The sequence below is a fragment of the Chitiniphilus shinanonensis DSM 23277 genome (assembly GCF_000374805.1).
Classification (GTDB): Bacteria; Pseudomonadota; Gammaproteobacteria; order Burkholderiales; family Chitinibacteraceae; genus Chitiniphilus; species Chitiniphilus shinanonensis.
On the sequence record NZ_KB895336.1, the window covers coordinates 181,966 to 206,297 of the forward strand.

Annotated in this window: 18 protein-coding genes; 8 read left to right on the forward strand and 10 right to left on the reverse strand. The window is 68.9% G+C overall.

The window, feature by feature from the left end; translation table 11 throughout:
• Positions 1-2 precede the first annotated feature (2 nt).
• Entirely contained in the window at positions 3-2,747 is a 2,745-nt protein-coding gene (locus C556_RS0104580; RefSeq protein ID WP_018747051.1) for a type VI secretion system Vgr family protein, read from the reverse strand.
• 688 nt (positions 2,748-3,435) lie between these two features.
• Here C556_RS0104580 and C556_RS24040 point away from each other — a divergent pair.
• Positions 3,436-5,034 carry a carbohydrate-binding protein gene (locus tag C556_RS24040; RefSeq protein WP_018747052.1) on the forward strand — a complete coding sequence of 533 codons (1,599 nt, stop codon included), beginning with the start codon at positions 3,436-3,438 and terminating at the stop codon, positions 5,032-5,034.
• A gap of 158 nt (positions 5,035-5,192) precedes the next feature.
• On the opposite strand, the gene C556_RS0104590 is transcribed toward C556_RS24040, so the two are convergent.
• Together C556_RS0104590 and C556_RS23400 are read right to left on the reverse strand one after the other, a co-directional pair.
• The gene (locus tag C556_RS0104590) at positions 5,193-5,900 is read right to left on the reverse strand and encodes an AlkZ-related protein (RefSeq protein ID WP_026262808.1); all 708 of its coding nucleotides are present in this window, start codon (positions 5,898-5,900) and stop codon (positions 5,193-5,195) included.
• A gap of 60 nt (positions 5,901-5,960) precedes the next feature.
• A complete protein-coding gene (locus C556_RS23400; RefSeq protein WP_169338592.1) occupies positions 5,961-7,046 on the reverse strand; it encodes an outer membrane protein assembly factor BamB family protein in 1,086 nt (361 codons plus the stop codon).
• Positions 7,047-7,746: 700 nt separating this feature from the next.
• Between C556_RS23400 and C556_RS0104600 the strand changes: the two genes are divergently transcribed.
• Complete coding sequence (locus tag C556_RS0104600; RefSeq protein ID WP_018747055.1) at positions 7,747-8,928, forward strand: carbohydrate-binding protein; 1,182 nt, start codon at positions 7,747-7,749, stop codon at positions 8,926-8,928.
• A gap of 28 nt (positions 8,929-8,956) precedes the next feature.
• Here C556_RS0104600 and C556_RS19325 read toward each other — a convergent pair whose 3' ends face one another.
• From C556_RS19325 to C556_RS0104615, 3 genes are all read right to left on the reverse strand, one after another.
• Positions 8,957-9,961, reverse strand: coding sequence for an EF-hand domain-containing protein (locus C556_RS19325; RefSeq protein WP_018747056.1), 1,005 nt, complete (start codon positions 9,959-9,961; stop codon positions 8,957-8,959).
• A gap of 10 nt (positions 9,962-9,971) precedes the next feature.
• On the reverse strand, positions 9,972-10,538 hold the full coding sequence (locus C556_RS0104610; protein WP_018747057.1) for a LemA family protein: 567 nt from the start codon (positions 10,536-10,538) through the stop codon (positions 9,972-9,974).
• Positions 10,539-10,687: 149 nt separating this feature from the next.
• On the reverse strand, positions 10,688-11,479 hold the full coding sequence (locus C556_RS0104615; protein ID WP_018747058.1) for an MOSC domain-containing protein: 792 nt from the start codon (positions 11,477-11,479) through the stop codon (positions 10,688-10,690).
• Between the two features lie 163 nt (positions 11,480-11,642).
• Between C556_RS0104615 and C556_RS0104620 the strand changes: the two genes are divergently transcribed.
• The 3 genes from C556_RS0104620 (at position 11,643) to nadC (ending at position 15,443) form a co-directional block, all read left to right on the forward strand.
• Positions 11,643-12,641, forward strand: a complete 999-nt coding sequence (locus C556_RS0104620; protein ID WP_026262809.1) for a YheT family hydrolase — start codon at positions 11,643-11,645, stop codon at positions 12,639-12,641.
• Positions 12,642-12,935: 294 nt separating this feature from the next.
• The gene (locus C556_RS0104625) at positions 12,936-14,279 is read left to right on the forward strand and encodes a phosphomannomutase/phosphoglucomutase (RefSeq protein WP_018747060.1); all 1,344 of its coding nucleotides are present in this window, start codon (positions 12,936-12,938) and stop codon (positions 14,277-14,279) included.
• Between the two features lie 324 nt (positions 14,280-14,603).
• Positions 14,604-15,443, forward strand: coding sequence for a carboxylating nicotinate-nucleotide diphosphorylase (gene nadC, locus C556_RS0104630; protein WP_018747061.1), 840 nt, complete (start codon positions 14,604-14,606; stop codon positions 15,441-15,443).
• 744 nt (positions 15,444-16,187) lie between these two features.
• On the opposite strand, the gene C556_RS0104635 is transcribed toward nadC, so the two are convergent.
• From C556_RS0104635 to glmS, 4 genes are all read right to left on the reverse strand, one after another.
• The gene (locus tag C556_RS0104635; RefSeq protein WP_018747062.1) at positions 16,188-17,534 is read right to left on the reverse strand and encodes a PQQ-dependent sugar dehydrogenase; all 1,347 of its coding nucleotides are present in this window, start codon (positions 17,532-17,534) and stop codon (positions 16,188-16,190) included.
• Between the two features lie 4 nt (positions 17,535-17,538).
• Positions 17,539-17,676: a hypothetical protein gene (locus tag C556_RS22775; protein ID WP_018747063.1), complete on the reverse strand. Its 138-nt coding sequence runs from the start codon at positions 17,674-17,676 to the stop codon at positions 17,539-17,541.
• Positions 17,677-17,835: 159 nt separating this feature from the next.
• Positions 17,836-19,413, reverse strand: a complete 1,578-nt coding sequence (locus C556_RS0104645; RefSeq protein WP_018747064.1) for a methyl-accepting chemotaxis protein — start codon at positions 19,411-19,413, stop codon at positions 17,836-17,838.
• Between the two features lie 394 nt (positions 19,414-19,807).
• On the reverse strand, positions 19,808-21,604 hold the full coding sequence (gene glmS, locus C556_RS19330; protein ID WP_018747065.1) for a glutamine--fructose-6-phosphate transaminase (isomerizing): 1,797 nt from the start codon (positions 21,602-21,604) through the stop codon (positions 19,808-19,810).
• Positions 21,605-21,962: 358 nt separating this feature from the next.
• Between glmS and C556_RS0104655 the strand changes: the two genes are divergently transcribed.
• From C556_RS0104655 to C556_RS0104665, 3 genes are all read left to right on the forward strand, one after another.
• Complete coding sequence (locus tag C556_RS0104655) at positions 21,963-22,991, forward strand: cupin-like domain-containing protein (RefSeq protein ID WP_018747066.1); 1,029 nt, start codon at positions 21,963-21,965, stop codon at positions 22,989-22,991.
• 173 nt (positions 22,992-23,164) lie between these two features.
• Complete coding sequence (locus C556_RS0104660; RefSeq protein WP_018747067.1) at positions 23,165-23,395, forward strand: exodeoxyribonuclease VII small subunit; 231 nt, start codon at positions 23,165-23,167, stop codon at positions 23,393-23,395.
• Positions 23,392-24,282 (forward strand): polyprenyl synthetase family protein, encoded by an 891-nt coding sequence (locus C556_RS0104665; RefSeq protein WP_018747068.1) that lies wholly within the window; start codon positions 23,392-23,394, stop codon positions 24,280-24,282. Before C556_RS0104660 ends, C556_RS0104665 begins: the two co-directional genes overlap by 4 nt.
• Positions 24,283-24,332: the final 50 nt, after the last annotated feature.

Genomic DNA, 24,332 nt, shown 5'->3' on the forward strand with positions numbered 1-24,332 from the left:
GGTCAGTCCAGGTAGAGCTTCAGTTGTCGCGCGTCGGGGGTATGGATGCGGGTGGTCCTGCCTTCGCCGTCGGTCACACCGTGGAACACCTGGCCGTCTGCCGTCTCGACGCGGTACGGGGTGTGCACCAGCGGCAGCCCGGTGTGCTTGTCGGTGACCACGAACTGCTCGTGGTAGCGCTCCTTGGGCGGCGGCGCGGGCGGCGCCACCTTGCTCAGCGAGGTGGGGCCGGTGAAGCTGAAGCTGGCGGCCTTGAAGCTTTCCGCACCGGGGGCGTGGATCTCGATGTTGCCGCCGGCGAGGCGGATATAGGCGCCGCCGCAGGTCAGCAGCAGTTCCTGCTTGGCCACCGCTTCCAGCTTTTCCTTGTTGGCGTAGATGCGCAGGTTTTTGTCGCCGACGATCTCCACGTCGCCCGACAGCGCATGCAGCCTGGCGTGGCCCTTGGCGGCGATCAGCTTGAGGTTGACCTTGTCCGCCACGCCCTGCACGAACAGGCTGATCTTGCTGCCGGCGTTGTGGATCCAGCGTCGCGCAGTGGTCTGCTGGGTGTCGCGCTGGCTGACGGTATCCAGGTTGCCGCCGCTGGACAGCACCAGCTCGTTGGGCGTGGTCAGGCCGATGCCGGCCGGTGCGCTGGCGACCAGGATCGGCTGGCGGCCGGGCTGCTCGCCGCCCTTGCCGTCGCGGTCGGCGTTGCTGCCGGCGGTCCAGGCTTCCAGCGCGCCGTTGAGGTGCGCCAGGTTGCCGCGCTGGCGCTTGCCCTGTCTGGCGTTGTCCTCGGCGATGCCGTCCGGCCCGGTCTCGACGGTGTCGGCCAACTGGCCGCTGGCGGTGTCGCCCAGCGTCTGCGCCAGTTGTTGCGCCGCCTGCAACTGCGCCAGCGCCTGCTCGCGGTCGAGCTGGGCGCCGCTGGCGCCGGGCTTGGCCTCGGTGCTGAGCAACAGGCCCTGCGCGGCGCGGATCGCCCCGGCGCGGTCGCTGCGCAACTCGAAGCCTTCGCCGCGCGGCTCGGCCTTGCCGTTGGCGCGCGGGTGCGCCAGGTAGCCCTGGTTGAGCTGGGTCTTGCCGTGCTCCGAACTGAGCTTGGTGCGCACCTCGTTCTGGGTGTCGTCGAACAGCAGTTCGCCGTACTGGCCGCCCTGGTGTTCCTTGGTCTTAATGCCCGACAGCGTCTTGTTGGCGGGCAGCGTGCCGGCGCCGGAGAAGTCGGGCGGCGGATGGCTGCCGTTGTAGAGCACGCCGACCACCAGCGGTCGGTCGATGTCGCCCTCGATGAAATCGACCAGCACCTCCTGGCCGACGCGCGGGATGAACTGGTGGCCCCAGCCGGCACCGGCGCTGGGATGGGCGACGCGCAGCCAGCACGACGACTTGTCGTCCAGGTTGGCGCCGAACTCGGGATGCTCCTGCGCGCGTTGCCAGTGGAACTGCACCTTGATCCGGCCGTGCTGGTCGGTGTGCACCTCGTCCGCCGCGGCGTCGCCGTTGCGCGGGCCGACCACGGTGGCGGTCTGCGCGCCCGGTGCGGTGGGGCGCTGCTGGCTGGCGTAGTCCGGCACCAACGCGATCCCGCGCCGCTGTGCCTCGAACTCGACGTCGAACGGGCGCTCGGCTTCCTTGATGCCCAGCGCCTGCAACAGGTCGCCGGGCAGGTTGTTGCGCGCGGCGAAGCGCAGCCGGCTGGCGACGAACTCGCGCTGCTCGGGCGCGTCGCTGTCGTGCAGCGGATGATCGGCCAGCTGGAACCACTCGCCGACCTTCAGCCCGCGCACCGTGCCGCCGCCCTGGAACGCCTTTTTGGCCAGGTCGTGCGCCTGCTGGCGCAGCAGGGTGTAGCGGTCGAGCTGCTCGGGATCGGCGGCGTAGTACAGCGTCTGCGCGTCGTAGTCCTCCAGGCCCGCTTCGGCCTGGCCGCCGCCATTGCCCTGGTCGGTGGCGGATTGCTGCTGCGTGTGGCGGGTGACCACCGGCTTGTAGTCGAAGCTGGCGAGCGCCACGGCCTCCGGCCCAACGCGGCGCGCGCTGGTCCAGTCGGTGACGCTGTCCTCGGCCTCGGTGGCGTCGGCGCGATGGAAACGCACGCGGCCGTGCGTCGCCTGCGGCAGCGAGTACGGATCGTCGAACGCCACCAGCGTCACCCGCGGCGTGTCGCCCGGCTCGTGCTCGAAACGGTAGGCGATGCCTTCCTCGGCCAGCAGCCGTTGCACGAAGGCCAGGCTGGTCTCGCGGTATTGCAGGCAGTAGGAACGCGCCGGGTAGTCGCGGGACAGGTCCAGCCGCAGGGCAAACGCGGCGGCGAACACCGGGTTGGCCGCCTGTTGTTCCTCGACGATGGCCTTGACGATCTCCGGCGCCGTCAGGTCCTGCCACACCCGGCTGCTGCGGTGGTGGCGCAGCAGCGCCAGCGGCGGCTCGATGGTGAGGCCGTAGCGGGCGAAGCCGCCGTCGGACGGCAGTGCCTGCGCGCGGGTGACCACGCCACAGCGCGTCACCTCGCCACCGTCGGCGGTGAGGATGCCCAGCTGCGCCGGCAGGCCGAGCAGCCGCTTCAGTTCCAGGCCGGCATCGCTGGCCACGCACTCCACCACGTAGCGATAGGGCTGCGACAGCGCCTCTTCGCCGGACACGGCTTGCGGCAGCAGTTGCTGGCTCCAGGCGTCGCCGTCCCCCAGGTGTAGCGTGACCAGCCTGCGTTCCTGGGTGAAGGCGGAGGCGAAGGAGGCGAGCAGCTGCGCGAAATCCATGAAATTGCAAAGATATTGTCAGGAAGTGCGCAGGATACCATTCCGGCTAGTTGTCAGCATCAGTAGGTTCCGGCCGGGCCACGGTTTGCCGTGGCACGGCGGATGGATGGTGCTCGTTACGCGATAACCGGCGGCTGTCGAAGCCGCGTCGCATCGCGCCCGCGGGCACGCAAAACCCTGTTTTTTCTGGGGTCATGGCCCGGTGCCGCCGCCGGGCGGCGCGCAGCGGCGGCCTGCGCCGTGCCCCGGAAAACCGCCGGCGCCAGCGGTGGCGGACAGCGCTTTCGCAGCGGGGCGGCTTGTCAGCCAGGGTGGACGGGTGCACCGGACTGTCACGTACGCCTGGCACTGCCTGAACCGGGGTCCCCGAGGGGCCGGCGATGCGCGGATCGGACAAGCGGATGTGCCAGACGGCGGCCGAGCCGTGCACGGGCGCCGCGAGGCGGGCGACAAGGTGACGATCGACGGCTGAAACCGGCCGTTCGTCGTGGTCGCAACCCCGGCGATGCCGGATGTTGGCTGATTTGCGTGATTCGGACAAATTGCTTCGTGGCATCCAGACATGGGGTCGTGGACGAAGGCGCCGTAGCCTGTGCAGCGTGGCGCGTTCCGCCGTGCCACGCCGGGTGCGGAGAGTGATCCGACGTACCGCCCGGCGATAACGACTCGATCAAAGGATGGATGAGACATGCGCACAAACCGTATCCACGCGCTGGGTGCCGCGATCCTGGCGGTGAGCGCCGCCTACGCCAGCGCGGCGTACCCCGCCTGGGCCGAAGGCAACACCTACGTCGCCGGCAGTTACGTCAGCTACCAGGGCCACGACTACCAGGCCCTGATCACCCACACCGCCTATGTCGGCGCGGGCTGGACGCCGGCGGTGACCAACACCCTGTGGCGCGACCTGGGCCCGTCCAGCGGCGCCACGCCGACTCCGACGCCGGTGCCCACTCCCGTACCGACGCCCACGCCGACGCCGCGCCCGACCGCCACGCCGGTGCCGCAGCCGACCCCGACACCCGCTGGCACCTGCAGCTACGTGGTATGGCAGAGCGGGGTGAACTACCCGCTGGGCACGGTGGTGCAATACAACGGCGCGTACTACCAGGTGAAGGCGGTGGGCGCCAACGGCAGCGACGCCACCATTCCCACCATCAGCACCTATTACTGGACGCCGACCACCTGCAGCGGTACGCCGACACCGGTGCCCACGCCGCAGCCGACCCCCACGCCGACGCCGTCCGGCTCGTGCAGCTACGTGGTGTGGCAGAGCGGGGTGAATTACCCGCTGGGCACGGTGGTGCAATACAACGGCGCGTACTACCGGGTGAAGGCGGTGGGCACCAACGGCAGCGACGCCACCATCCCCACCATCAGCACCTATTACTGGGAGCCGGTCGGATGCAGCGGCGGCCCCACGCCCACACCCACGCCGACCCCGCAACCGACGCCGACGCCGACGCCCACGCCCGGCACCGGTTTGCCGGCCAGGATTCTCGGCGGCTACTGGCCGTACTGGCCGGGCTCGCAGATCCGCATCCGCGACGTGCATCCCAACTACAACCTGATCTACCTGTTCGCCGCCACCCCGGTCGGCGGCTCGCCGGGCACCACCGGCGCGGTGGTGTGGAACACCCCGGGCGACGGCCGTGGCGCGGCGACCAACCTGAAGGCGGACATCGCGTATGCCCGCACGGTGCAGGGGCGGCGCATCATCCTGTCGGTGGGCGGCGCCGGCAACGGCATGAGCTTCCCCACCCGCGAGAAGTCGCAGAACTTCGTCAACAGCATCGCGGCGATCTACGACCAGCTGGGCGGCTTCGACGGCATGGACTGGAACACCTTCGAGGCCGACCAGCAGCCCGACACCGCCGAGATGATCTGGATCAGCCAGGAGCTGAAGCGGCGCTATCCCAACTTCATCATCAGTGCGCCGCCCGCGCCGTGGAACGCCCGCGACAAGACCTTCTGCCGCGACATGGTGATCGCCAACGCCATCGACTACTGCGCGCCGCAGTATTACGACGGTCCCAACCTGGCCGAGCCGAGCTACGTGGTGAACAACGTGGGCGAGTGGGTGGCGCTGCTGGGGGCGAGCCACGTGGTGGTGGGCTTCGGCATCAACGACGCCACCAACTACATGCGCATCGACCAGGCGGTATCGACCTGGAACCAGATCAAGGCCGCCTACCCGACCATCCGTGGCGCCTTCGACTGGCAGATCGGCACCGACGAAGTGCAGGGCTGGCCGTTCGCCATCCAGATGAAACCGATCGTGAATCCGTGAGCGGTTGATTGCAGGAACGCGGCCCTTTCGGGGGCAGCGGCAAAGACAAATCCGGGGACACGGAGAGCGGGGAGGGCACAGAGAACACGGAGAAACCCAAAAGAAGGGAAATCGAATTCTCTTCCGGTTTTCTCTGTGTTTTCTCGGCCTTTTTGCAATCAGCCCTTGATGAATCTTGAGAGCTTTTTCGGATCCGCATTCGCATTCAGCATCCGGACACGCTCCGTTATCTTCTGAATGGCCTCCTGCTTGTCGTAATTCGAAGCCTCGGCAAATACCGCTTCGCCCCAAAAGCGCTCAGTGGTGCAGAACACCGTTGACGACCATCCGAACTCCTCCCCGGCCCTGGAGACCTTCTGCTGGCGGCCGCACATGGTCAGATACATTTTCATCTGCAATTCATTCAAGGCCCGCTCGAATATCGACTTTTCCTCTTTTCCGAAACCGGCCAGCTGCTTGATGGCATGCAGCGGCAGTGCATCGTGTTCGATCACCGCCTGATGGATTCTTTTGGCATGGTGACTGATGGTGCCGTTTGCATAGTCTTCGTCGAACGTCGTATTGGCCCGGCGAACGGCAAGGAAGTAGGGGGCCCATTCCCGGGTGATGTAGCCGCTTTTCTTGAAAAACAGTTTGGCGTAGGCAATATCCGTGCGCTCGTCGAGAACACGGATACGCCATTCCCACGGATCGGTTTCGGGGTCGCCCGTGTGCCAGCGCACGGGTGTTTCATAGGGCGGCTGCTCGTTCCAGTTCCACGTGACGACAGCGTGGATTCCTTCATCGTTGCCGCCGCCCATTGAAAATCCCGCATCCAGCAGTGCCGCAACAAAATCCCCGTAATGCTTGATCGGTTTGCTGTTCAATCGAGGCCCCTCCTCTCAAAACCTATCTGCGTCGCCAGATATTCTATGGGGCCTCCACCTTCAGCGCAGCGACACGCCGTACAGCCGGCCGTTCTCGGCGCCGACCACCAGGGTGTCGCCGACCACGGCGGGCTGGCCGAACAGGCCGGCGGGCAGCTCGGCCTGCCAGCGTCGCTTGCCGTCCAGCCCCACGGCGGTCACCCGTCCCGGGCGGTCGAGCTGGTAGGCGTCGCCGGTGGTCAGCAGCAACTGACCGTTGGCGAAGACCGGCGCGGTGAAGGCGTTCTGGCCGGTATCCACCCGCCACAGCTCGCGCCCGCTGGCCGCGTCCAGCGCCTGGAAGAACATGCCGTCGGACGAGCCGATGTAGGCCACGTTGTCGCGCACCAGCGCCGAGCCGACCACCCATGAGGTGCCATGGCTGGCGCGCCAGGCCTCCTTGCCGTCGGCCAGCGAGAACGCATGCACCGCCGCGTCGCGGCTGCCGTAGATGCCCAGGCCCTGCCATACCGCGATGCGCGATTGCACGGTGTCGCGGCTCGGTTGCTGGCGCCACAGCGGCTTGCCGGTGGCCAGCGCCAGCGCGGCCAGTTCGCCGTCGCCGTCGGCGATCAGGACGCGATCGCCCGCCACGGTGGGCGTGGCCATCAGCCGGTAGCGCGTCTCGTGCCGCCAGCGCGTCTTGCCGTCGGCGGGCGACAGCGAATACAGATGGTCGCCGAAGCCCACCAGCAACTGGTTGCCGTGCAGCAGCGGGCTGCCCTGGAAGGTGTCCCACAGGCGGAAGCCGCGCCAGTCGCCCTGGTCGCCCAGGTCGCGCTGCCACAGGATGCGGCCGTCCTTGGCCGACAGCGCGTAGACGTTGCGGTTGGTCTGCACGTAGAGCTTGTCGCCGGCCAGCGTCGGCTGGCTGCTGAGCGCGCCTTGCAGCATCAGTTGCCAGCGCGGTTTGCGGCTGGGCCATTCCAGCGCCTCCAGCTTGCCGGCGAAGTTGCCGACGATCAGCAGATCGCCGGCCAGTACCGGCGCCGCGCGCACCGGCGCGCCGGTATCGATCTGCCATTGCACCGCGCCGGGGGCGGCCTGGGTCAGCGGGGACAGCGCGCCGAGCGCGCCCAACAGCAGGGAAAGGGTAAGTCGTCGCATACGAACCTCGTCTCGGGTCGATCGGAAGGGGGCCGGGGCCCGTCGCCCTGCATCATGCGATGGCGGGGCGGGGCAAAGTTGTCCGCGGTTGCGGAGAGCCGGGTTTGGGTTTACGGCGGTGGGGGGACGGAGGGCGGCAAGCGTCCGGCGGAGCCGGACGCGGCAGGGCGGTGGGATGCGAGTCGGGTCGGCTCTCCCTTGCTTGATTCCACTCCCCCCGCCCTCGCCGCCGCGAGGGAGCCTCGCTGGCGCTCGTTGATTTTTCTGTTTGCGGTGGTGGGTCCTTCGCTTCGCTCGGATGCTAGGGGGCTGTTGTGCTTGGTTTGTAGTGGTGAGTCCTTCGCTTTGCTCGGATGTTGGGGGCTTTGGTGCTTGGTTTGTGGGGGTGAGTCCTTCGCTTTGCTCGGATGTTGGGGGCTGTGGTGCTTGGTTTGTGGGGGTGAGTCCTTCGCTTTGCTCGGATGTTGGGGGCTTGGTGTGCTTTTGGCGGCGGGGGCTTTGGGTTGCTGACTTCTGATCCGTTTTTCCTCTGTGTGCTCTGTGTTCTCGCTGTGCTCCGTGTCTACAGATTTGGTTTTCCACGCTGCCCACCACCGCAAGTCCGCGTTCCGCTGCCTTCGATCCGGCTTGGCGCGAGGGGCGGTTATGCGTATCGCATGATTCGCGTGCGCATTCGCGCTCATAACAACGAGGAGTCGTCATGATTCGAAGCATCTGGTGGTTGGCGTTGGGCTTGCTGGCTGGCGGGGTGGCGCAGGCCGCGCCGGATTGGCGGGGCGATCAGGTCTATCGGGCGGGGGATACGGTGACGGTGGCCGGGGTCGATTACCGGGCGCAGTGGTGGACGCAGGGGCAGGATCCGGCGTCGCACGTGGGCGGGCTGGGCAGTGGGCAGCCGTGGCTGGTGCTCGATCCGGCGCAGCCGCCGCTGGCGTGCGGCGATGTGTGGCGCGCGGATCGCGCCTATGCGGGCAATGCGGTGGTCAGCCGTCACGGTCGCAATTACCTCGCCAACTGGTGGACCCAGGGCCACGACCCGCAGCCGGCCGCCGGCCGCGAGGTATGGCGCGATGTCGGGCCGTGCGACTACCTTGCCGACTACGCCTTCACCATGACCTCGCAGCGGGTGCGGCCGCTGGCGTTCAAGGGCGACACGCTCAGCGCCGCCTATCGCATCCATGTCAGCCTGCCGCCGGGCTTCCAGCCGGATACCGCGTACCCGGTGCTGTACGTGCTGGATTGGTCGCTGATCGGGGCATTGGTCACTGCCCAGTACCAGGCGTTGCGCGACGCCGGCCGCGTCGTGCCGCTGATCGTGGTCGGCATTGCCTGCCCCGACAGCGACTTCGCCTGCGAGGCGCGCCGCTCGCGCGATTTCAGCCCCACCTACTGGCCGTTGGAGGAAGCCTACCTGGGCAACGACGATCCGGAATTGCGCATTTCCGGTGGCGGCCCGGCGTTCCTGGCCTTCCTGCGCGACGAGCTGATCCCGCGCATCGAAACGCGCTACCTGAGCGATGCCGCCGCGCGCGGGCTGCACGGCACGTCGATGAGCGGCCTGTTCGCCAGCTATGCGCTGGTGGCGGGCGGCAACACCTTCGGGCGCTACCTGATCAACAGCCCGTCGCTGTGGTACGACGACAACTCGCTGGTGACGCGCGCGCAATTGGCGCTGGCCGCCGACTTCGCCGGGGTGCAGCGCGCCTTTTTCAGCATGGGGGTGGACGAGGGCGAGCCGTATCTGTCCGACACCGCGGTGTTCGCCGCGCTGATCGGCGCCAAGGGCGTGCCGGTGGCCGAACAGGTGTTCCCCGGCATGGATCACGGGCATGCGCCGTTGGTGGCGACGGAAGCGGGGTTGCTGGACAGTTATCCGCGTTGAGCGCGGGGGAGGGCGGTGCCCTCCCGGATCAATCGTCGGCCTGCTGCAAATCGTCGGTGTGCTGCAACAGCACCGGCGGTTCGAGGTGGTCGGTCACCAGCGCCGGTCGACGATCGATCCACCACATGGCGTGCAGCAACAGCAGCACCGCCAGCAGATAGCCGCGCGCATACCAGCGGCGCCGGCGGGCGTAGTCGTCCAGGTCTTCGGTGGAGATCAGGTAGGGGCGCCGCTGGCGCGGCTTGCGCAGCACGTCGGCGCTGTCGCGGTTGGCGGTGGCGATGGTATCGCGCAGCACCTCGCGCTCGGCGGCGGCCCGCGCCTGTTCCCATTCCTCCGGGTCGATCTCGCCGTTGCCGTCGCGGTCGAACTGGCGCAGCAGCGTGGCGCGGTCCTGTTTCCAGGTGGCCAGCTTGTCGGAGACGCGCGCCCGCTGCATCGGCGCGGAACGGTCGGCGCGCAGGGTGGCGAACTCGCCCAGCGCCTCGACCTCCTGGCCGGGGAAGATCCACCACTCGGTGCGGCGCAGATCCTGGTACCAGGTGACGCTGGGCTCGCCGACGCGCATGGCGGCGTCAGTGGGATCGATCAGGCAGGCGCCGCTGCCGTCGTCGAGCAGGAAGCTGTGCTCGCTGACCACGTCGAGCAGCACGCGGGTGCGGCTGCCCTGCGGCGAGCGGTCCACTTCCGCCTCGACGCAGTGGTACCACACGCAGCGGGTGCCGAACGGCGACACCAGCGGCTCGCCGTCCAGCGGCCGCGCCTGCCCCCGCAGCCGCGCGTAGCCCTGGCTGGTGCTGCCGACCCGGCTGAGCGGCGTGTTCTGCACCGCCTGCTGCTGGCGCAGATTGCAATACCAGCCCAGCAGCGCGAAGGCGGTGGCCAGGCCCAGGCTCCACTGCCAGCCATCGACCGTGCGGCCGAGCCAGGCATGGCCGAGCAACCCGGCGATGGCCGCCACCGGCAACCAGTCGAACCAGTTGCGGCGCAGCCCCAGCAGCCAGGAACTGAACGGGGTGAAGAAATAATCCAAGCGGCGCGACTCAGGAGAACAGTTGCTTCACATCCACGTCGCTCTTCTCGGCTTCCTTGAAGTGCAGCGGCCGCGCCGCGCCGAAGCCGAAGGCGCGCGCCACCACCACGTCGGGGAACTGCTCGATGCGCACGTTGTTCAGGTTGACGGTGTCGTTGTAGGTCTCGCGGCGGTCGGCGATGCTGTCCTCCAACTCGGTGATGCGCGAGATCAGATGCTGGAAGTGCTCGTTGGTGGATAGCTCCGGATACGCCTCCACCGTGGCGAACAACTGGCCCAGCCCCGCGCGCAACGCCGTCTCGGCCGTGCCCAGCGCCGGGATGTTGCGGCTTTCGCGCGCCGACGCCACCTGCGAGCGCGCCTGCATCACCCGCTCCAGCGTATCGCTCTCGAAGCGCATGTACTGCTTGCAGGCCTCGATCAGCTTGGGCAGCTCGTCGTGGCGCTGCTTCATCAGCACGTCGATGTTGGACCACGCCCGCGCCACTCCATGCTTGAGCGACACCAGGTTGTTGTACAGCGAGATCAGGTAGACCGCGACCACGGCGACCAGCGCCAGGAAGATCACCAGAGCCATGACATTCCCCCTTGTTGAATCGTTGCGATCATAACGTGGGGTGGGGGAGGGAGGACAGCGGCATGGCCATCCGCTGGCGCTTGAGTGGCAGGCCGGTAGCGAAGAGGTCCGGAAAGATCCGCAGCCACCGGAGCGGGAAGAAAATTGCCCTATTCCAGCACTTCCACCGCATCCCCCACCGCCACCGGCCCCGCCGTTTCCACAATGGCGTTCATGCCGAAGATCACCCCGTCGGGATGCTTGCGATGGCGCGCCAGCGTGCGCAGCGGCTCCTGGCGGGCGTGCTTGTCGCCGGTGTCGGGGTCGACGGTGGTGAAGGCGCAGCGCACGCAGGGCTTGGTCAGGCGGATCACTGCGCCGCCGACGCGCAGACGCTGCCAGCCGTCCTCGGCGAAGGCGTCGGCGCCGGCGATGGTCAGGTTCGGGCGGAAGCGCGCCATCTCCAGCGGCTGTCCCGCCCATTCGGACAACTGCGCCAGCGAGGCGTCACCGATCAGCAGCAGTGGATAGCCGTCGGCGAAGCCCAGCGGCTCGTCGGGATGGCGTTTCACCCGCCGTTGCGTCTCGCCGGTATACAGCAGGCGCAGCGGTTGCCCGGTGAATTCGGAGATCCACGCATCGGCCTCGGCGCTGCCGTGCCACGCCGGGAAGTCGCTGCCCCACACGTGGGCCGGATGCGACGCGGTGAACGTCGCGCGCGGCACGGTCAGTGTCGGCAGGCCGGGCGCGGCCAGGGTCAGCGCGGTGTCGTCCACCGTGGCCTGGATCCGCACCAGTTGCGGCAGCTCGCGGCCAGTGACGAAGCGGCCGTCGGCGTTGGCGATCATCCAGGCGCGATCGTCCGGCAGGCCGGCGCGGCCGAGCAGGGCCGCGGCCAGCGGGTGGCCGTGGGCGGATTTGAGCGGATAACGGTAGAGCGCGGAGACGGTGGGGCGGGACATGGGCGGGACGGGTTCCGGGAAGCCGCGCGGAGCAGGGCGGGCGGCCCGTCACTATGGCGTCCGCGCCCGGCCGCGGCAAGATGCGGGATTCCCGCCCCCAACGCCCGCCGGATGCGGGAATCGCCTGCGTGCGTATTCCGTGCCGCTGCCTTACCATCGCGCGATGCACCGCGAACACCGACTCGACCTGCCGCCGTACCGGGCCCCCGCCTGGTTGCCGGGCGGTCATGCCCAGACCATCTATCCCGCGCTGTTCATGTGGCGCCGCGCGCTGCGTTACCGCCGCGAAGGCTGGGTCACGCCGGATCTGGACACCATCGTGGTCGACTGGGTGGACGGCCGCGCCGGCACGCCCATCGTGGTGCTGTTCCACGGCCTGGAGGGCGGCTCGGGCAGCCACTACGCGCGCGCGCTGTTCCAGTACGCCTACCCGCGCGGCTGGCGCGGCGTGGTGCCGCACTTCCGCACCTGCGGCAACGTGATCAACCGCCTGCCGCGCGCTTACCACGCCGGCGACTCCAAGGAGATCGACTGGGTGCTGACCCGGCTGCGCCAGCGCTTCCCCGACGTGCCGATCTACGCCGTGGGCGTCTCGCTGGGCGGCAACGCACTGCTCAAGTGGCTGGGCGAAAGCGGCAGTCGCGCCGCGCTGGTGATCTCCGCCGCCGCCGCCGTCTGCGCCCCGGTGGACCTCGCCGCTTCCGGCGCCGCGCTCGACACCGGCGTCAACCGCCACTTGTACACCCGCGAGTTCCTGCGCACTCTGCGGCGCAAGACCCTGGAAAAGCTCAAGCTCACCAACAACCCGTTCATCGACCGCGCCAAGGTCGGCCGTGCCATGACCCTGCGCGAGTTCGACGACCTGGTCACCGCGCCGCTGCACGGCTTTCACAGCGTCGATCACTACTGGCGCGAGGCCAGCAGCAAGCCGCACCTGAAGAACATCGCCGTGCCCACCCTGATGGTGCACGCGCTGAACGACCCGTTCGTGCCGGCCGCCAGCCTGCCCGGCGAGGACGACGTCTCGCCCAGCGTCACCCTGCTGCGGCCCAAGGAGGGCGGCCACGTCGGCTTTGTCTCCGGTCCGCCGCCGGGGAAGCTGGACTGGCTGCCCAACGTGCTGGTGCGCTTCTTCATGCATCACGCCCCGCTGCGCCACTGAGCGGGCCTGAGAGCCTGTTCAAGATCTTTTCGCGGCAGCGCCGAGCCGGAAAAAGGTCAGGCACCAGGCGTGCGACGCCGGCAATAACGAGTTATTACCAAGGAGCACAACGCAGTGGATGACCTTTTTCCGGCCCGGCCTAGCGCGGCCCGGCCCTTCGGGTTCGGGGCATTGCCGGCGCGCTGCTGCGTTGCACGCCGCTCACGGTATTCATACCGCCGCGCGTCCTGCGCCTTGCCGCACACCGGCACTGCCCCGAACGCTGTCGTGAAAAGATTTTGAACAGGCTCTGACATGCCCCGCATCGACCGCGCGCTGTTCAAGGCCTACGACGTCCGGTCCACCGTCGATCGCCTGACGCCCGACGCGGCGCGCTGGATCGGCCACGCCGCCGGCACCCTGGCGCGCGCAGCCGGCCACCATCGCTTCGCCATCGCGCGCGACGGTCGCCTCAGCAGTCCCGCGCTGACCGCGGCGTTGTGCGACGGCCTGCTGGCCAGCGGCATCGACGTGCTCGACCTGGGCTTGGCCGCCACCCCGCTGCTGTACTTCGGCGCCAACCGCCACGCGCAAGGTTGCGGCGCGGTGGTCACCGGCAGCCACAACCCACCCGACTACAACGGCATCAAGATCATGATCGGCGGCGAGGCGGTCGGCGGCACCGCATTGCAGGCGTTGGCCGACCGCATCGAACGCGACGACCTGGCGCACGGCGCCGGCGCGCTGGCCGCGCACGACATCGCTCCCGAATACCTCGCCGCCGTCGCCGCCGACGTGCCGCAGCCACGCCCGCTGCGGGTGGTGGTCGATTGCGGCAACGGCGTACCCGGCGCGGTGGTCCCGGTGCTGTACCGCGCGCTGGGACACCGGGTCGAGGCGTTGTACTGCGACGTGGACGGCCGCTTCCCACATCACCATCCCGATCCGCAGGACGAAGCCAACCTCGCCGACCTGCGCGCCAGGGTGGCGGCCAGCAACGCCGAGGTCGGGCTGGCGTTCGACGGCGACGGCGACCGTCTCGGCGTGGTCACCCGTCAGGGCGCCGTGGTGCCCGGCGACTGCCTGCTGGCGCTGTTCGCCCAGGCCGCGCTGGCGCATGAACCCGGCCTGATCCTGCAAGACGTCAAATCCAGCCGGGTGGTGGCGCGCGCCGTCGCCCTCGCCGGTGGCCGCACCCGCACCATTCCCACCGGCCACGTGCACATGAAGCGCGAACTGGCGGCCAGCGGCGCCTTGCTCGCGGGCGAGCTGTCCGGCCATTTCGCCTTCCGCGGCTGGCGGGTGGACGACGCGCTGTACGCCGGCGCGCGCCTGCTGGCGCTGCTGGGCGCCGGCCTCGACCTGGACCGCGCGCTGGCGGCGCTGCCGCGCGGCGCGGCCACGCCCGAAATCCAGATCCCCATCGACGAACCCGGTGCCGCGCTGGTGGCGCGCATCGCCGCCCAGGCCGCCTTCCCGGGCGCCGAGGTGCTGGTCATCGACGGCCTGCGCATCGAGTATCCGGACGGCTTCGGCCTGATCCGCGCCTCCAACACCACCCCGGTGCTGACCCTGCGCGCCGAAGGCGACACCCCCGAAGCCCTGGCCCGCATCCGCCAGACCCTGGCCGACGCCATCGCCCCGCTACGGCTGCCTTGAAGGTTTGTTCGGGAAGGGGAAGGGCAACAGCGTAAAACCACCCCAAACCCCAAACCCCAAACCCCAAACCCCAAATCTTGAAACACAGAGAGCACAGAGAGCACGGAGAAAACCGGAGAAGGCGAAAGGCGGCCTTGCTCGTTTTCTTACTTGATCGAGCACGATGGGGAATGCCAATTCGCCACTCACTGTTGGTGGTTTTCTCTGTGAATCTCCGTGTTCTCTGTGCTCTCTGTGTTTCAAGATTTGGAAGTTACGCCGTTGCCCTTCCCGCTTCCCCCTTCCCACCCCTTAAACTGCTGCCTTTTCCGAGGAGTCCACGCCATGTCCACCTTGCCGCACGCCTACCAGATCGCCGCCAATGTCGCCGCCGCGCTGGCGGAGGATGTGGGCGAGATGGATTGGACTGCGCAACTGGTGCCCGCCGGCCAGGCCGGCCGCGCCACGGTGATCGCGCGTGAGGAGGCGGTGATCTGCGGGCAGCCCTGGTTCGACGAGGTGTTCCGCCAGGTGGACCCGGCCTGCCGCGTGAGCTGGCGCGTCGCCGAGGGCGAACGGGTGGTGGCTGGCGCGCTGTTGTGCGAGATCGACGGCCCGGCGCGCAGCCTGCTGACGGCGGAGCGCAGCGCGCTCAACTTTCTGCAATTGCTGTCCGCGGTGGCCACCTGCACCCGTCGCTATGCCGACGCCGTGGCCGGCACCCGCGCGGTGGTCCACGATACCCGCAAAACCCTGCCCGGCCTGCGCCGTGCGCAGAAGTACGCGGTGACGGTGGGCGGCGGCGCCAACCAGCGCATCGGGTTGTGGGACGGCATCCTGATCAAGGAGAACCACCTGCTGGCCGGCGGCGGCATCGCCGCCACCCTGGCCGCCGCCCGCGCGCTGGCGCCGTCGCACGTCACGTTGCAGGTGGAGGTGGAATCGCTGGACGAACTGGACCAGGCCCTGGCCGCCGGCGCGCCGTCGGTGCTGCTCGACAACTTCAGCCTCGACGACCTGCGCGCTGCCGTGGCACGCACCGCGGGGCGGGCGCTGCTGGAGGCGTCGGGCGGGGTGGATTTTGTGACGTTGCGGGCGATTGCCGAAACCGGGGTGGATCGGATTTCGGTGGGGAAGTTGACGAAGGATGTGGTGGCGGTGGATTTGTCGATGCGGTTCGAGTGAGGGGGATGTGGTTGTGGTTGCAACTGCAACTGCAACTGCTTTTAACCGCCTAGCGCCTGCGGCGCGGATGTTTGACGCCCTCTACCGCCGTGCGGGCGGGTTCATTTCTTTTGCGCGGCCAAAAGAAACGAACCAAAGAAAAGGCCGCCCCGCATACGCGTCCCGGCGTTGCCGGGATTCCCTCGCGCCGGACAATCGGGGCGGCGGCTGCGGAACTCGGTCGCTGCGCGCCCTCAGACAGTCCTCGCCGAATTCCCGCCCCGCTTGTCCTCTGCTCGGCGCTGCTGAGGGGCCCCGGGCAGACCATCCACTCCCCCGGCCCCTCGCCTTGAAGGCGAGGGGTTACGCGTGCGACGGCCAGCAGACGCGCACGAGCCTTTTGCCGACCCAAAAGTACAAGCGGGTGTTTGCTTTTTCCCACTTCCCGTCGCACCCAACGGGGGTTCCTCCCGTTACGTGGCGCCGAGGAGTGGAGCGAGACCTTAGGCTCGCGACCGACGCAGGGAACCCCGGAGGGGCGCAGACGCGGGGCTCCTTTTCTTTGGTTCGTTTCTTTTGGAGAAGCAAAAGAAATGAACCGGCCCGCCCGGTCGCGAAGGGCGTCAATCAACCGCGCCGCAGGCGCTAGGCGTTTCAGGTGTTGCAGTTGAAGTTGACATTGAAACCCCCGGCTTCACCGCGCAGGGCATCAGTCAGCCAGCCGCCGCAGGCAAAACCCCAAGGAGCCCCCGCCGCGCCCCCACCTCACTTCCGATACAACTCATAAACCGCCCCCGCATGGTCGTCGGAAATGTAGAGATTCCCCGCCCGGTTGGGGATGACGTCCACCGGGCGGCCCCAGCGGCTGGCGATGTCGGCGGGATCGGCCAGGAAGCCGGTCACCAGGTCCTGCGGATCGCCGAAGCCGTTGTCGGCGCGCGGCGGCAGGTAGACCACCTTGTAGCCGCGCGGTACGGTGCAGTTCCAGCAGCCGTGCAGGCCGATCACCGCGCCGTTGCGCCAGGTGTCGGGCACGTTGCCGCCGGTCCAGAAGCTCATCCCCAGCGGCGCGGAATGCGCGGGCAGGGCTTTGCTGACGCGGTCGAGGCCGCCGCAGTCCAGCACCTGCTGGTCTTCGTTGTTCTCCACGTCCAGGTAGTACGGCAGGTTGTCCGGGCCGGCGTCGGCGGTGGGGTTGCAATAGGGCCAGCCGTAGTTGCCGCCGTCGCGCACGCGGGTGAATGGTTCCGGCGGGTTGTCGTTGTAGTAGGCGGGATCGAGGGCCTTGTACGGAAAACGGCCGTCCTTCAGCGGATAGCGCACGTTGTCGCGGTGGTTGACCGCGGCCCACAGCTCGCCGGTCACCGGGTGGATCGCCAGGCCCTCGGCGTTGCGCAGGCCCTGGGCATACAGGCGCATGCCACCGCCGTTTTCGTCGAAGGCGTAGATGGCGCCGCGCTTGGGCGTGGCCAGGATGTCGGCGGGGTCGGCGTTGCTGGCGGAGGCGATGGAGACGAACAGCGTGCTGCCGGCGAAGGCGATGTTCTTCAGCGCGTGGCCGTAGGCGCCGTTCAGTTCGGGCAGCGAGGCGTCGGGCAGGTTGGTGATGATGGCGCCGCGCGCGCGGGAGGTGGCGTCGCCATCGACGTATTCGGTGCGGCTGATGCGGTCGGTCTCGCCGATGTACAGGTATTGCGTGTTGCCCACTTCGTGGAACACCAGGTCGTGACCGCGATGCAGGCCGGTGGCGTAGACGTTGGTCGCGCCGTCGGGCGTCACCCGCCAGATGCGGCCGCTGTCGGGCTGCGACACCAGCAGGTCGCCGTTGGGCGCTTCGGCCATGAAGCGGGCGCCGTCGATGCGGGCGACCACGCGCAGTCCGAAGCCGGGCGGCACCGTCACTTGGCGGGCGACGTCGAATGGCGCGGCGGCGAGCAACGGCGGCACTTCGACCGGCACCGCGACGCTGGCGGCTGGCGGCGTGGGGGCGGGCGTGGGGGTCGAGGTCGGCGGGGGCGTCGGCCCGCTGTCGCCATCACCGCCACTGCCGCAGGCGGCCAATGCCAGCCAGGCGGTGCCGAGCAGCAGCAGGCCCAACGGTCGCGCGTTCATGGGCTCAGTGCAGCGTCGGCGGGGGCGGGGGCAGTTGGGCGTCGTCGTCGTCCGGCCACATCGGCACGATGACGCAACGCGGCGGCAGGCCGGGCTTGGCGGGCGGGATCAGGGTGAAGTCGGGCAGGTCCAGGGGCAACATGACGGGATCTCCTGAAGCAATGGGCCCATTGTTGCCAAGCGCGCGGGTCATCGCTGTAGGACAGTGGCTTAAAGCGTTGTAGGGATGCCAGGTGGCCTGCTTTTTCTAGTCGATTTCCCGATAAAACAATGGCTTGTGACGTTGGTCGGCGACGCCCGGTCAGGCGCTGAAGCGCAGGCCGGCCAGTTGCTCGTCCAGCCGGTTGGCCACCACGGTGAGGCCGGCCATCTCCTCGCGCATGGCTTCGGTGCGGCGCATGCTGTGCTGCGCGCCGTCGCCGATGCCGACCAGCCGCTCGCTCATCGCTTCGCTGGCGCGGCCCTGTTCCTCCACCGCGCCGGCGATGGCGTCCATCATCCGGCTCACCTGGCCGGCGGCGTCGCCGATGCGGGCCAGCGCTGCGGTCACGGTATGGCCGTCGCCGTGGCATTCGCCGACATGGCGCCCGGCGTCGCGCATGGCGGCGAGGGTGCGGCGCGAGCGCTCGCGCACGGTGTCCATGATCTGGTGGATGTCGGCGGTGGCTTCGGCGGTGGACAGCGACAGCCGGCGCACTTCGTCGGCGACCACGGCGAAGCCGCGCCCGGATTCGCCGGCGCGCGAGGCTTCGATGGCGGCGTTCAGTGCCAGCAGGTTGGTCTGCTTGGCGATGCCCGCGATCACTCCGGCCACTTCGACGGTGCGGCCGATGGCGTCGTCCAGCTGGTGCATGGCCTGCGCGGTGTCGTCGAATTCGCTGGCCAACGCGGCCAGCCGCGCCAGGGTGCCGTCGCCAGCGGCGCGCGCCTGATCCACCGCGCCCAGGGTTTCGGCCGCGACGTCGGCGGCGCTGGCGGCGCGTTCGCCGATGGCGCTCACCGATTCGCGCAATGCCGCGCCGCTGGCGGCGATGTCCTGGAGATGTCCGGTCTGGCGGGAGGCTTCGTGGTGGGTGTCGTCGGCCAGCCCGGCGACGTGGCCGGCGTCCTCGCGGGCGGTGCGCGCGGCCTCCTGCGCCTGGGCCAGGGTGGCGCACAGCCGATCCAGGAAGCGGTTCAGCGCCTGCGCCAGCGCGCCGATCTCGTCCGGGTGCTCGTGCATCCGTCCGGTGAGATCGCCGGCGGTGAGGCGGGTGGCGGCCTGGCCCATCGCGCCCAGGCGGGCGCGCAGCTTGCGCGCCAGTTGCCACTGGCTGGCGACGATCAGCAGCGCCGCCAGTGTCAGCGGCAGCAGGGTGGTGGCGGCCAAGCCGGCGATGCGGGCGTCGATGGCGGCGGCGGCCCCGCGCGATGCCTGCTGCGCTGCGCCGGCCACCCGGTCCAGCGCGGCCAGGGTGGGCACCAGGTCGTTGCGGTAGATCTGTTCCGGGATGTTGAGCGCGTCGGCGGGGCTGTCGGCGGAGATCGTCACCGCGCTGTCCAGCTGCTTCAGGTAATTGCGCCAGTGGGTGTCGAGCGCGGCATCCAGCGGGGCGAAGGCGCCGCCCAGTTCGCCGCGCGCGGTGGCGGCGCGTTCGCCGACCAGGCGCCCGGCGGCGGCGACGCGCTGGCGGGCGTCCGGGGCCAGCGGGTCCAGCCGCGACAGCACCAGCATCTGGCTGCGCATGTCTGACAGCGCGGCCAGCGCCTGCTGGGTGGCGCGGTTGTCGCCGAAATCCACCGCCACCCGGTGGATGGTCCACCCCACCCAGCCGCCCAGGACCAGCAGGGCGAGCACGGTCAGTACGCTGACCAGCTTGAGTTGGGCGGCAATCCTCATGCTGACTTCCGGGCAGGGTGGTATATAAGCCGGCGATGATATGAAGGCGCCGTTACCGTGGCGTGACAAGGACGCGGGCATCGGGCAAAAAAAGACCGGGGCAGGATGACCCGGTCGATGGACTCGCCCTGAGGCGTGGGCGAGGGGCTTAATGTGGCCGGCAAGGGCCTGCTGGCGGTGTTGCGCGGGGGCGCCGGGCTTCACTTGCCGCGCTACACGTACTGTCGGCGTTTCGCGCTTCTTGCCAGGACCGCTGCGCTGGGTTTTGTCAGCCGCTCTGAACGTGGCTGAAAAAAAAACGGCGGGCGGGGTCGTGCTAAGTGTTGTCTCGATGCCGTGTGCGGCGGGGCCGCTGTGCCGGGTCGGTGGGGCCGGCCTGATCTCCCGGGCGTGGTTATTCGTTGATCGCCGTCTTGGTCAGGTTGCGCGGCGCGTCGATCTCGGTGCCGAGGTTGAGCGCGGCGCGGTAGGCCAGCATCTGCATCGCCACCGCGTACAGCACCGGGTTCAGGCCGCGCAGGCCAGCCGGCATGCGGATGGCGTTGAAGCGCTCGCCGGCCGCCAGCGCGGCGTCGGACAACACGAACAGTTCGCCGCGCCGCGCCCGCACTTCCTGGAGGTTGGTCAGCAGCTTCTCGGCGTGGCGGTTCCACGGCATGCAGGCGATCACCGGCAGGTCGCGGTCCACCAGCGCCAGCGGGCCGTGCTTGAGTTCGCCGCCGGGATAACCTTCGGCGTGCAGGTAGGCGACCTCCTGGAACTTGTGCGCGGCCTCCATCGCGATCGGATAGAGCATATGGCGCGCGGTGCACAGCAGCAGCGGGTGATCGATCAGCCGGTGCGCCCACTGGGCGAATTGCGGCTCCAGCCGCAGCACGTCGTTCACCGACTCGGGCAATTGCGCCAGTTCGCCCTCGATGGTGGCGGCCTCGGCGTTGGTGAGGAAGCCCAGCGCGCGCGACAGGCCCAGCGCCAGTTGATAGAGCGCCAGCAACTGCGTGGTGAAGCTCTTGGTCGAGGTGACGCCGATCTCGGGGCCGGCCTCGGTGCAGTACTGGAAGTGGGTGGTGCGCATCAGCGAGCTGTCGGCCACGTTGCTGATCGCCAGCGTGTACTGGGCGCCCAGCTTCTGCGCCTGGGCGATGGCGGCCAGGGTGTCGAGCGTCTCGCCCGATTGCGAGATGCCGACCACCAGCGCCCGGCGCGGCATCGCCGCTTCGCGGAAGCGATATTCGCTGGCGGTCTCCACCGCGGTGGGCAGGCCGGTAAGCGCCTCGATCCAGTAGCGCGCGGTAAGCGCGGCGTGGCCGCTGCTGCCCACGCCGATCAGCACCACCGATTCCACCGACGGCAGCAGGCGCGCGGCCTCTTCGCCCAGCATGGCGGCCAGGTCGGGTGTCAGGCCGTGGCGGCCCAGGGTGTCGGCCAGGATGATCGGCTGCTCGCGGATCTCCTTCTCCATGTAGTGCTGGAAGAAATCGGGCACCAGCGCGTCGGGGCGGATCTGCTCGGGCGCGCGATGGGCCTGGATGGCGCGGATATCGATGACCTCGATGCGGTCGGGCGTCAGGCGGGCCACGTCGCCGTGCTCCAGCCGCACGAATTCGGCGGCCAGTGCCTGCAACGGTGTCACCTGATCGGCGAACAGCGTGCCGTGCGGGGTGGTGGCCAGCAGCATCTGCGCGTGCTGGGTGGCACAGATCACCTGTTGCGGGTGGGCGCGCGACATCACCGCGCAGCTGAACACGCCCTTCAGCTCGTGCACCGCCGCGTGCACCGCGCGCAGCAGGTCGGGTTGCAGGGTGAGGTGCCAGCGCAGCAACGCGGCGAACACCGAAGCCGGCCGGCGGTCGCTGGGGGACAGCCCCTGCACCAGCAGGTGGTCGATCACCGGACCGATATTGGCGATGGCGCCCCGGAACTGCACGGCGATCTGCTGATCCGGCGGCGCATCGCCGTTGTCGCGGCTGGCTTGCCAATCCAGGCGCAGGATCACGCACTGGGCCTCCAGCTCCGCCCAGCGCGTCGCCAGGGCGGCGATACGGAACGGTTCGCGCGCGCCGCTGATCTCGCCACCGCTCATCGCCAGCCAGCTGGCTTCGCTGTAGCCGTCGGCGCCCAGGCGCTCGACCGCCTTGCGTAGCGCATCGGCCGCCGGGCCGTTGCAGACCGCGCCTACCAGATTGCTCATGCCGTGATCCTCGAAAGTCCTTGCCTCATCCTAGTCGCGGTCGCGAGCAGGAGAAAGCCATTGGTATTCATGCTGCTTGCCCAACGGGGCCGCGATCCGGCCCTTGGCGCCGCGCTGTCGGAACGCCCGACCAACGGCGGGCGCGGCGCGCACCCGCAAGCCATTGTGAGCCGGGTTGGGCGCTGCCGTCGGGTGGGGCCATGCCTCTGGATGGGAGGATGAACGGCAGGCCGGTGATCCGCCGACTCGCCGGCCAGGGCCGCCTGCCGGTCTTGTTGCGGCCGAGGTGGGCGCGCAGAATCGCGCAATACCAGAGCGTCGCTGACGGCGCCGATAAGACAACCCCTGGAGGAGCGAAATGAACCAATCCGTGGCGGAGGCGATCGCCTCGCAGACCATGACCGACGACTGGCGGCGCTGGCTGGCCGAGAACCTGTTGCTCGGCAACGATCCGCACCAGCTGTTCGGCGTGCTGGTCGACAACGGCTTTTCCACGGCCGATGCGCGCCAGGAGGTGGAGCGCGCGCTGTCGAGCCCGTATCTGGCCGGCGCGCAGCGGTTGAAGAACCGGCTGGCCAAGCGCGACTGGGTGCTGGCCTGCCAGCGCAAGCTGAACCGTCAGCGTGGCAGCGAAGTGCCGCGCCGCGAGCGCCTGTCCACCGAAGAGTTCTTCGAGCATTACTACAGCGCGGCGCGCCCGGTGATCATCACCGGGATGATGGACGACTGGCCGGCGATGCGGAAATGGAACCTGGACTACTTCCGCAGCTACTGGGCGGCGCGCGAAGTCGAGGTGCAGTTCGGCCGCAATGGCGATCCGTACTACGAACTGAACAAGATCGCCCACAAGCGGGTGATGAAGTTCGGCGAGTTCGTCGATCTGGTGCGCGATGCCGGGCGTACCAACGACTTCTACATGACCGCCACCAACGATTCGCTCAACCGCCGCGCGTTGACCGAGCTATGGGACGACATCGTGCAGGTGCCGGCCTACCTGGACGGCAGCCGCGGCGCGCAGGGCTTCCTGTGGCTGGGGCCGGCGGGCACCATCACGCCATTCCACCACGACCTGACCAACAACTTCATGGCACAGGTGATCGGCCGCAAGCGCCTGCTGCTGATGCCGTCGTGCGAGATCGCCAGCGTCTACAACCATTCGCACTGCTTTACCCACGTGGACGGGCGCGAGGTGGACTACACACGCTTTCCGGCGATGCGCGACGCCCAGGTGCTGGAATGCACGCTCAACCCCGGCGAAATCCTGTTCCTGCCGGTGGGTTGCTGGCATTTCGTCGAAGGGCTGGATGTTTCGTGCACCGTGTCGTTCACCAACTTCCGCTGGGACAACGACTACTCCAGCTTCTACCCGACCTTGCAGGAATTCTGAGCGCCCGTTCGCGACGGCGCGCCGGGTGCACGGTGTTGCCCGGCAAGCCGTCGCGGGCAGATCGCGCATCGCGCCCGGTGGGCGGCGCGCCGGGCCGCCGGCGCGGTTTGACGCCGCGCCGGGCTTTCCGTTATTTTCCCCCGATTCACCAGCCCTCCCGTCGTCCCCCCGTCATGTCGAAAGCAGCCAAACAGCCCGAGTCCTTCGAGGCCGGCTTTGCCGAACTCGAAACGCTGATCGGCGAACTCGAATCGGGCAACCTGCCTTTGGAAGCCTCCCTCAACGCCTATCGCCGAGGCCAGGAACTGCTGCGCTACTGCGAGGCCAAGCTGGCCGACGCCGAGCAGCAGCTCAAGATTCTGGAAGCCGGCGAACTCAAGCCGTTCACCCCGGAGGCCCAATGAGCGACTTCCAGGCCTGGATGCGCGACGTCCAGGCGCGTACCGAGGAAACCCTGTCCGCCGTGCTGCCGCCGGCCAATCACCTGCCGGCCCGGCTGCACGACGCCATGCGCTACGCCGTGCTCGATGGCGGCAAGCGGGTGCGGCCGTTGCTGGCCTTCGCCGCCGGCGAACTGACCGGGGCCGAGCCGCGCCGGCTGGCCTTCGCCGGCGCCGCGGTCGAGCTGATCCACGCCTATTCGCTGGTGCACGACGACATGCCGCCGATGGACAACGACGTGCTGCGCCGGGGCAAGCCGACGGTGCACGTGCAATACGACGAGGCCACCGCGCTGCTGGCGGGCGACGCCTTGCAGACCGCCGCCTTCGAGGTGCTGTCGCAGCATGTGCTGGCCGACGATCCGGCGGTGCAGATGAAGATGGTGGGCATCCTGGCCCGCGCCGCCGGCAGCAACGGCATGTGCGGCGGCCAGGGCATCGACCTCTACAGCGTCGGCCATACCCTGTCGCTGCCGGCGCTGGAGATGATGCACATCCTCAAGACCGGCGCGCTGATCCGCGCCGCGGTGCTGCTGGGCGCGCACTGCGGCCGGGCGCTGCCGGACGCCGAGCTGGAACGGGTCGACCGCTTCGCCAAGTGCATGGGCCTGGCGTTCCAGGTGGTGGACGACATCCTCGACGAGGAAGCCGACACCGCCACGCTGGGCAAGACCGCCGGCAAGGACGCCGCCAACAACAAGCCCACCTACGTCGCGTTGCTGGGCCTGGCCGGCGCCAGGCAGAAGGCCGCCGAATTGCAGGCCGAGGCACGCGAGGCGCTGGCGCCGTTCGGCGAGCGCGCCAGGCGGCTGGTCGAACTGGCCGACTACATCGTCGCCCGCAACCATTGATGCCGCGGGGCGGCGCAGCCGCCCCCGGACCGAGACACTCACCGCGCCAA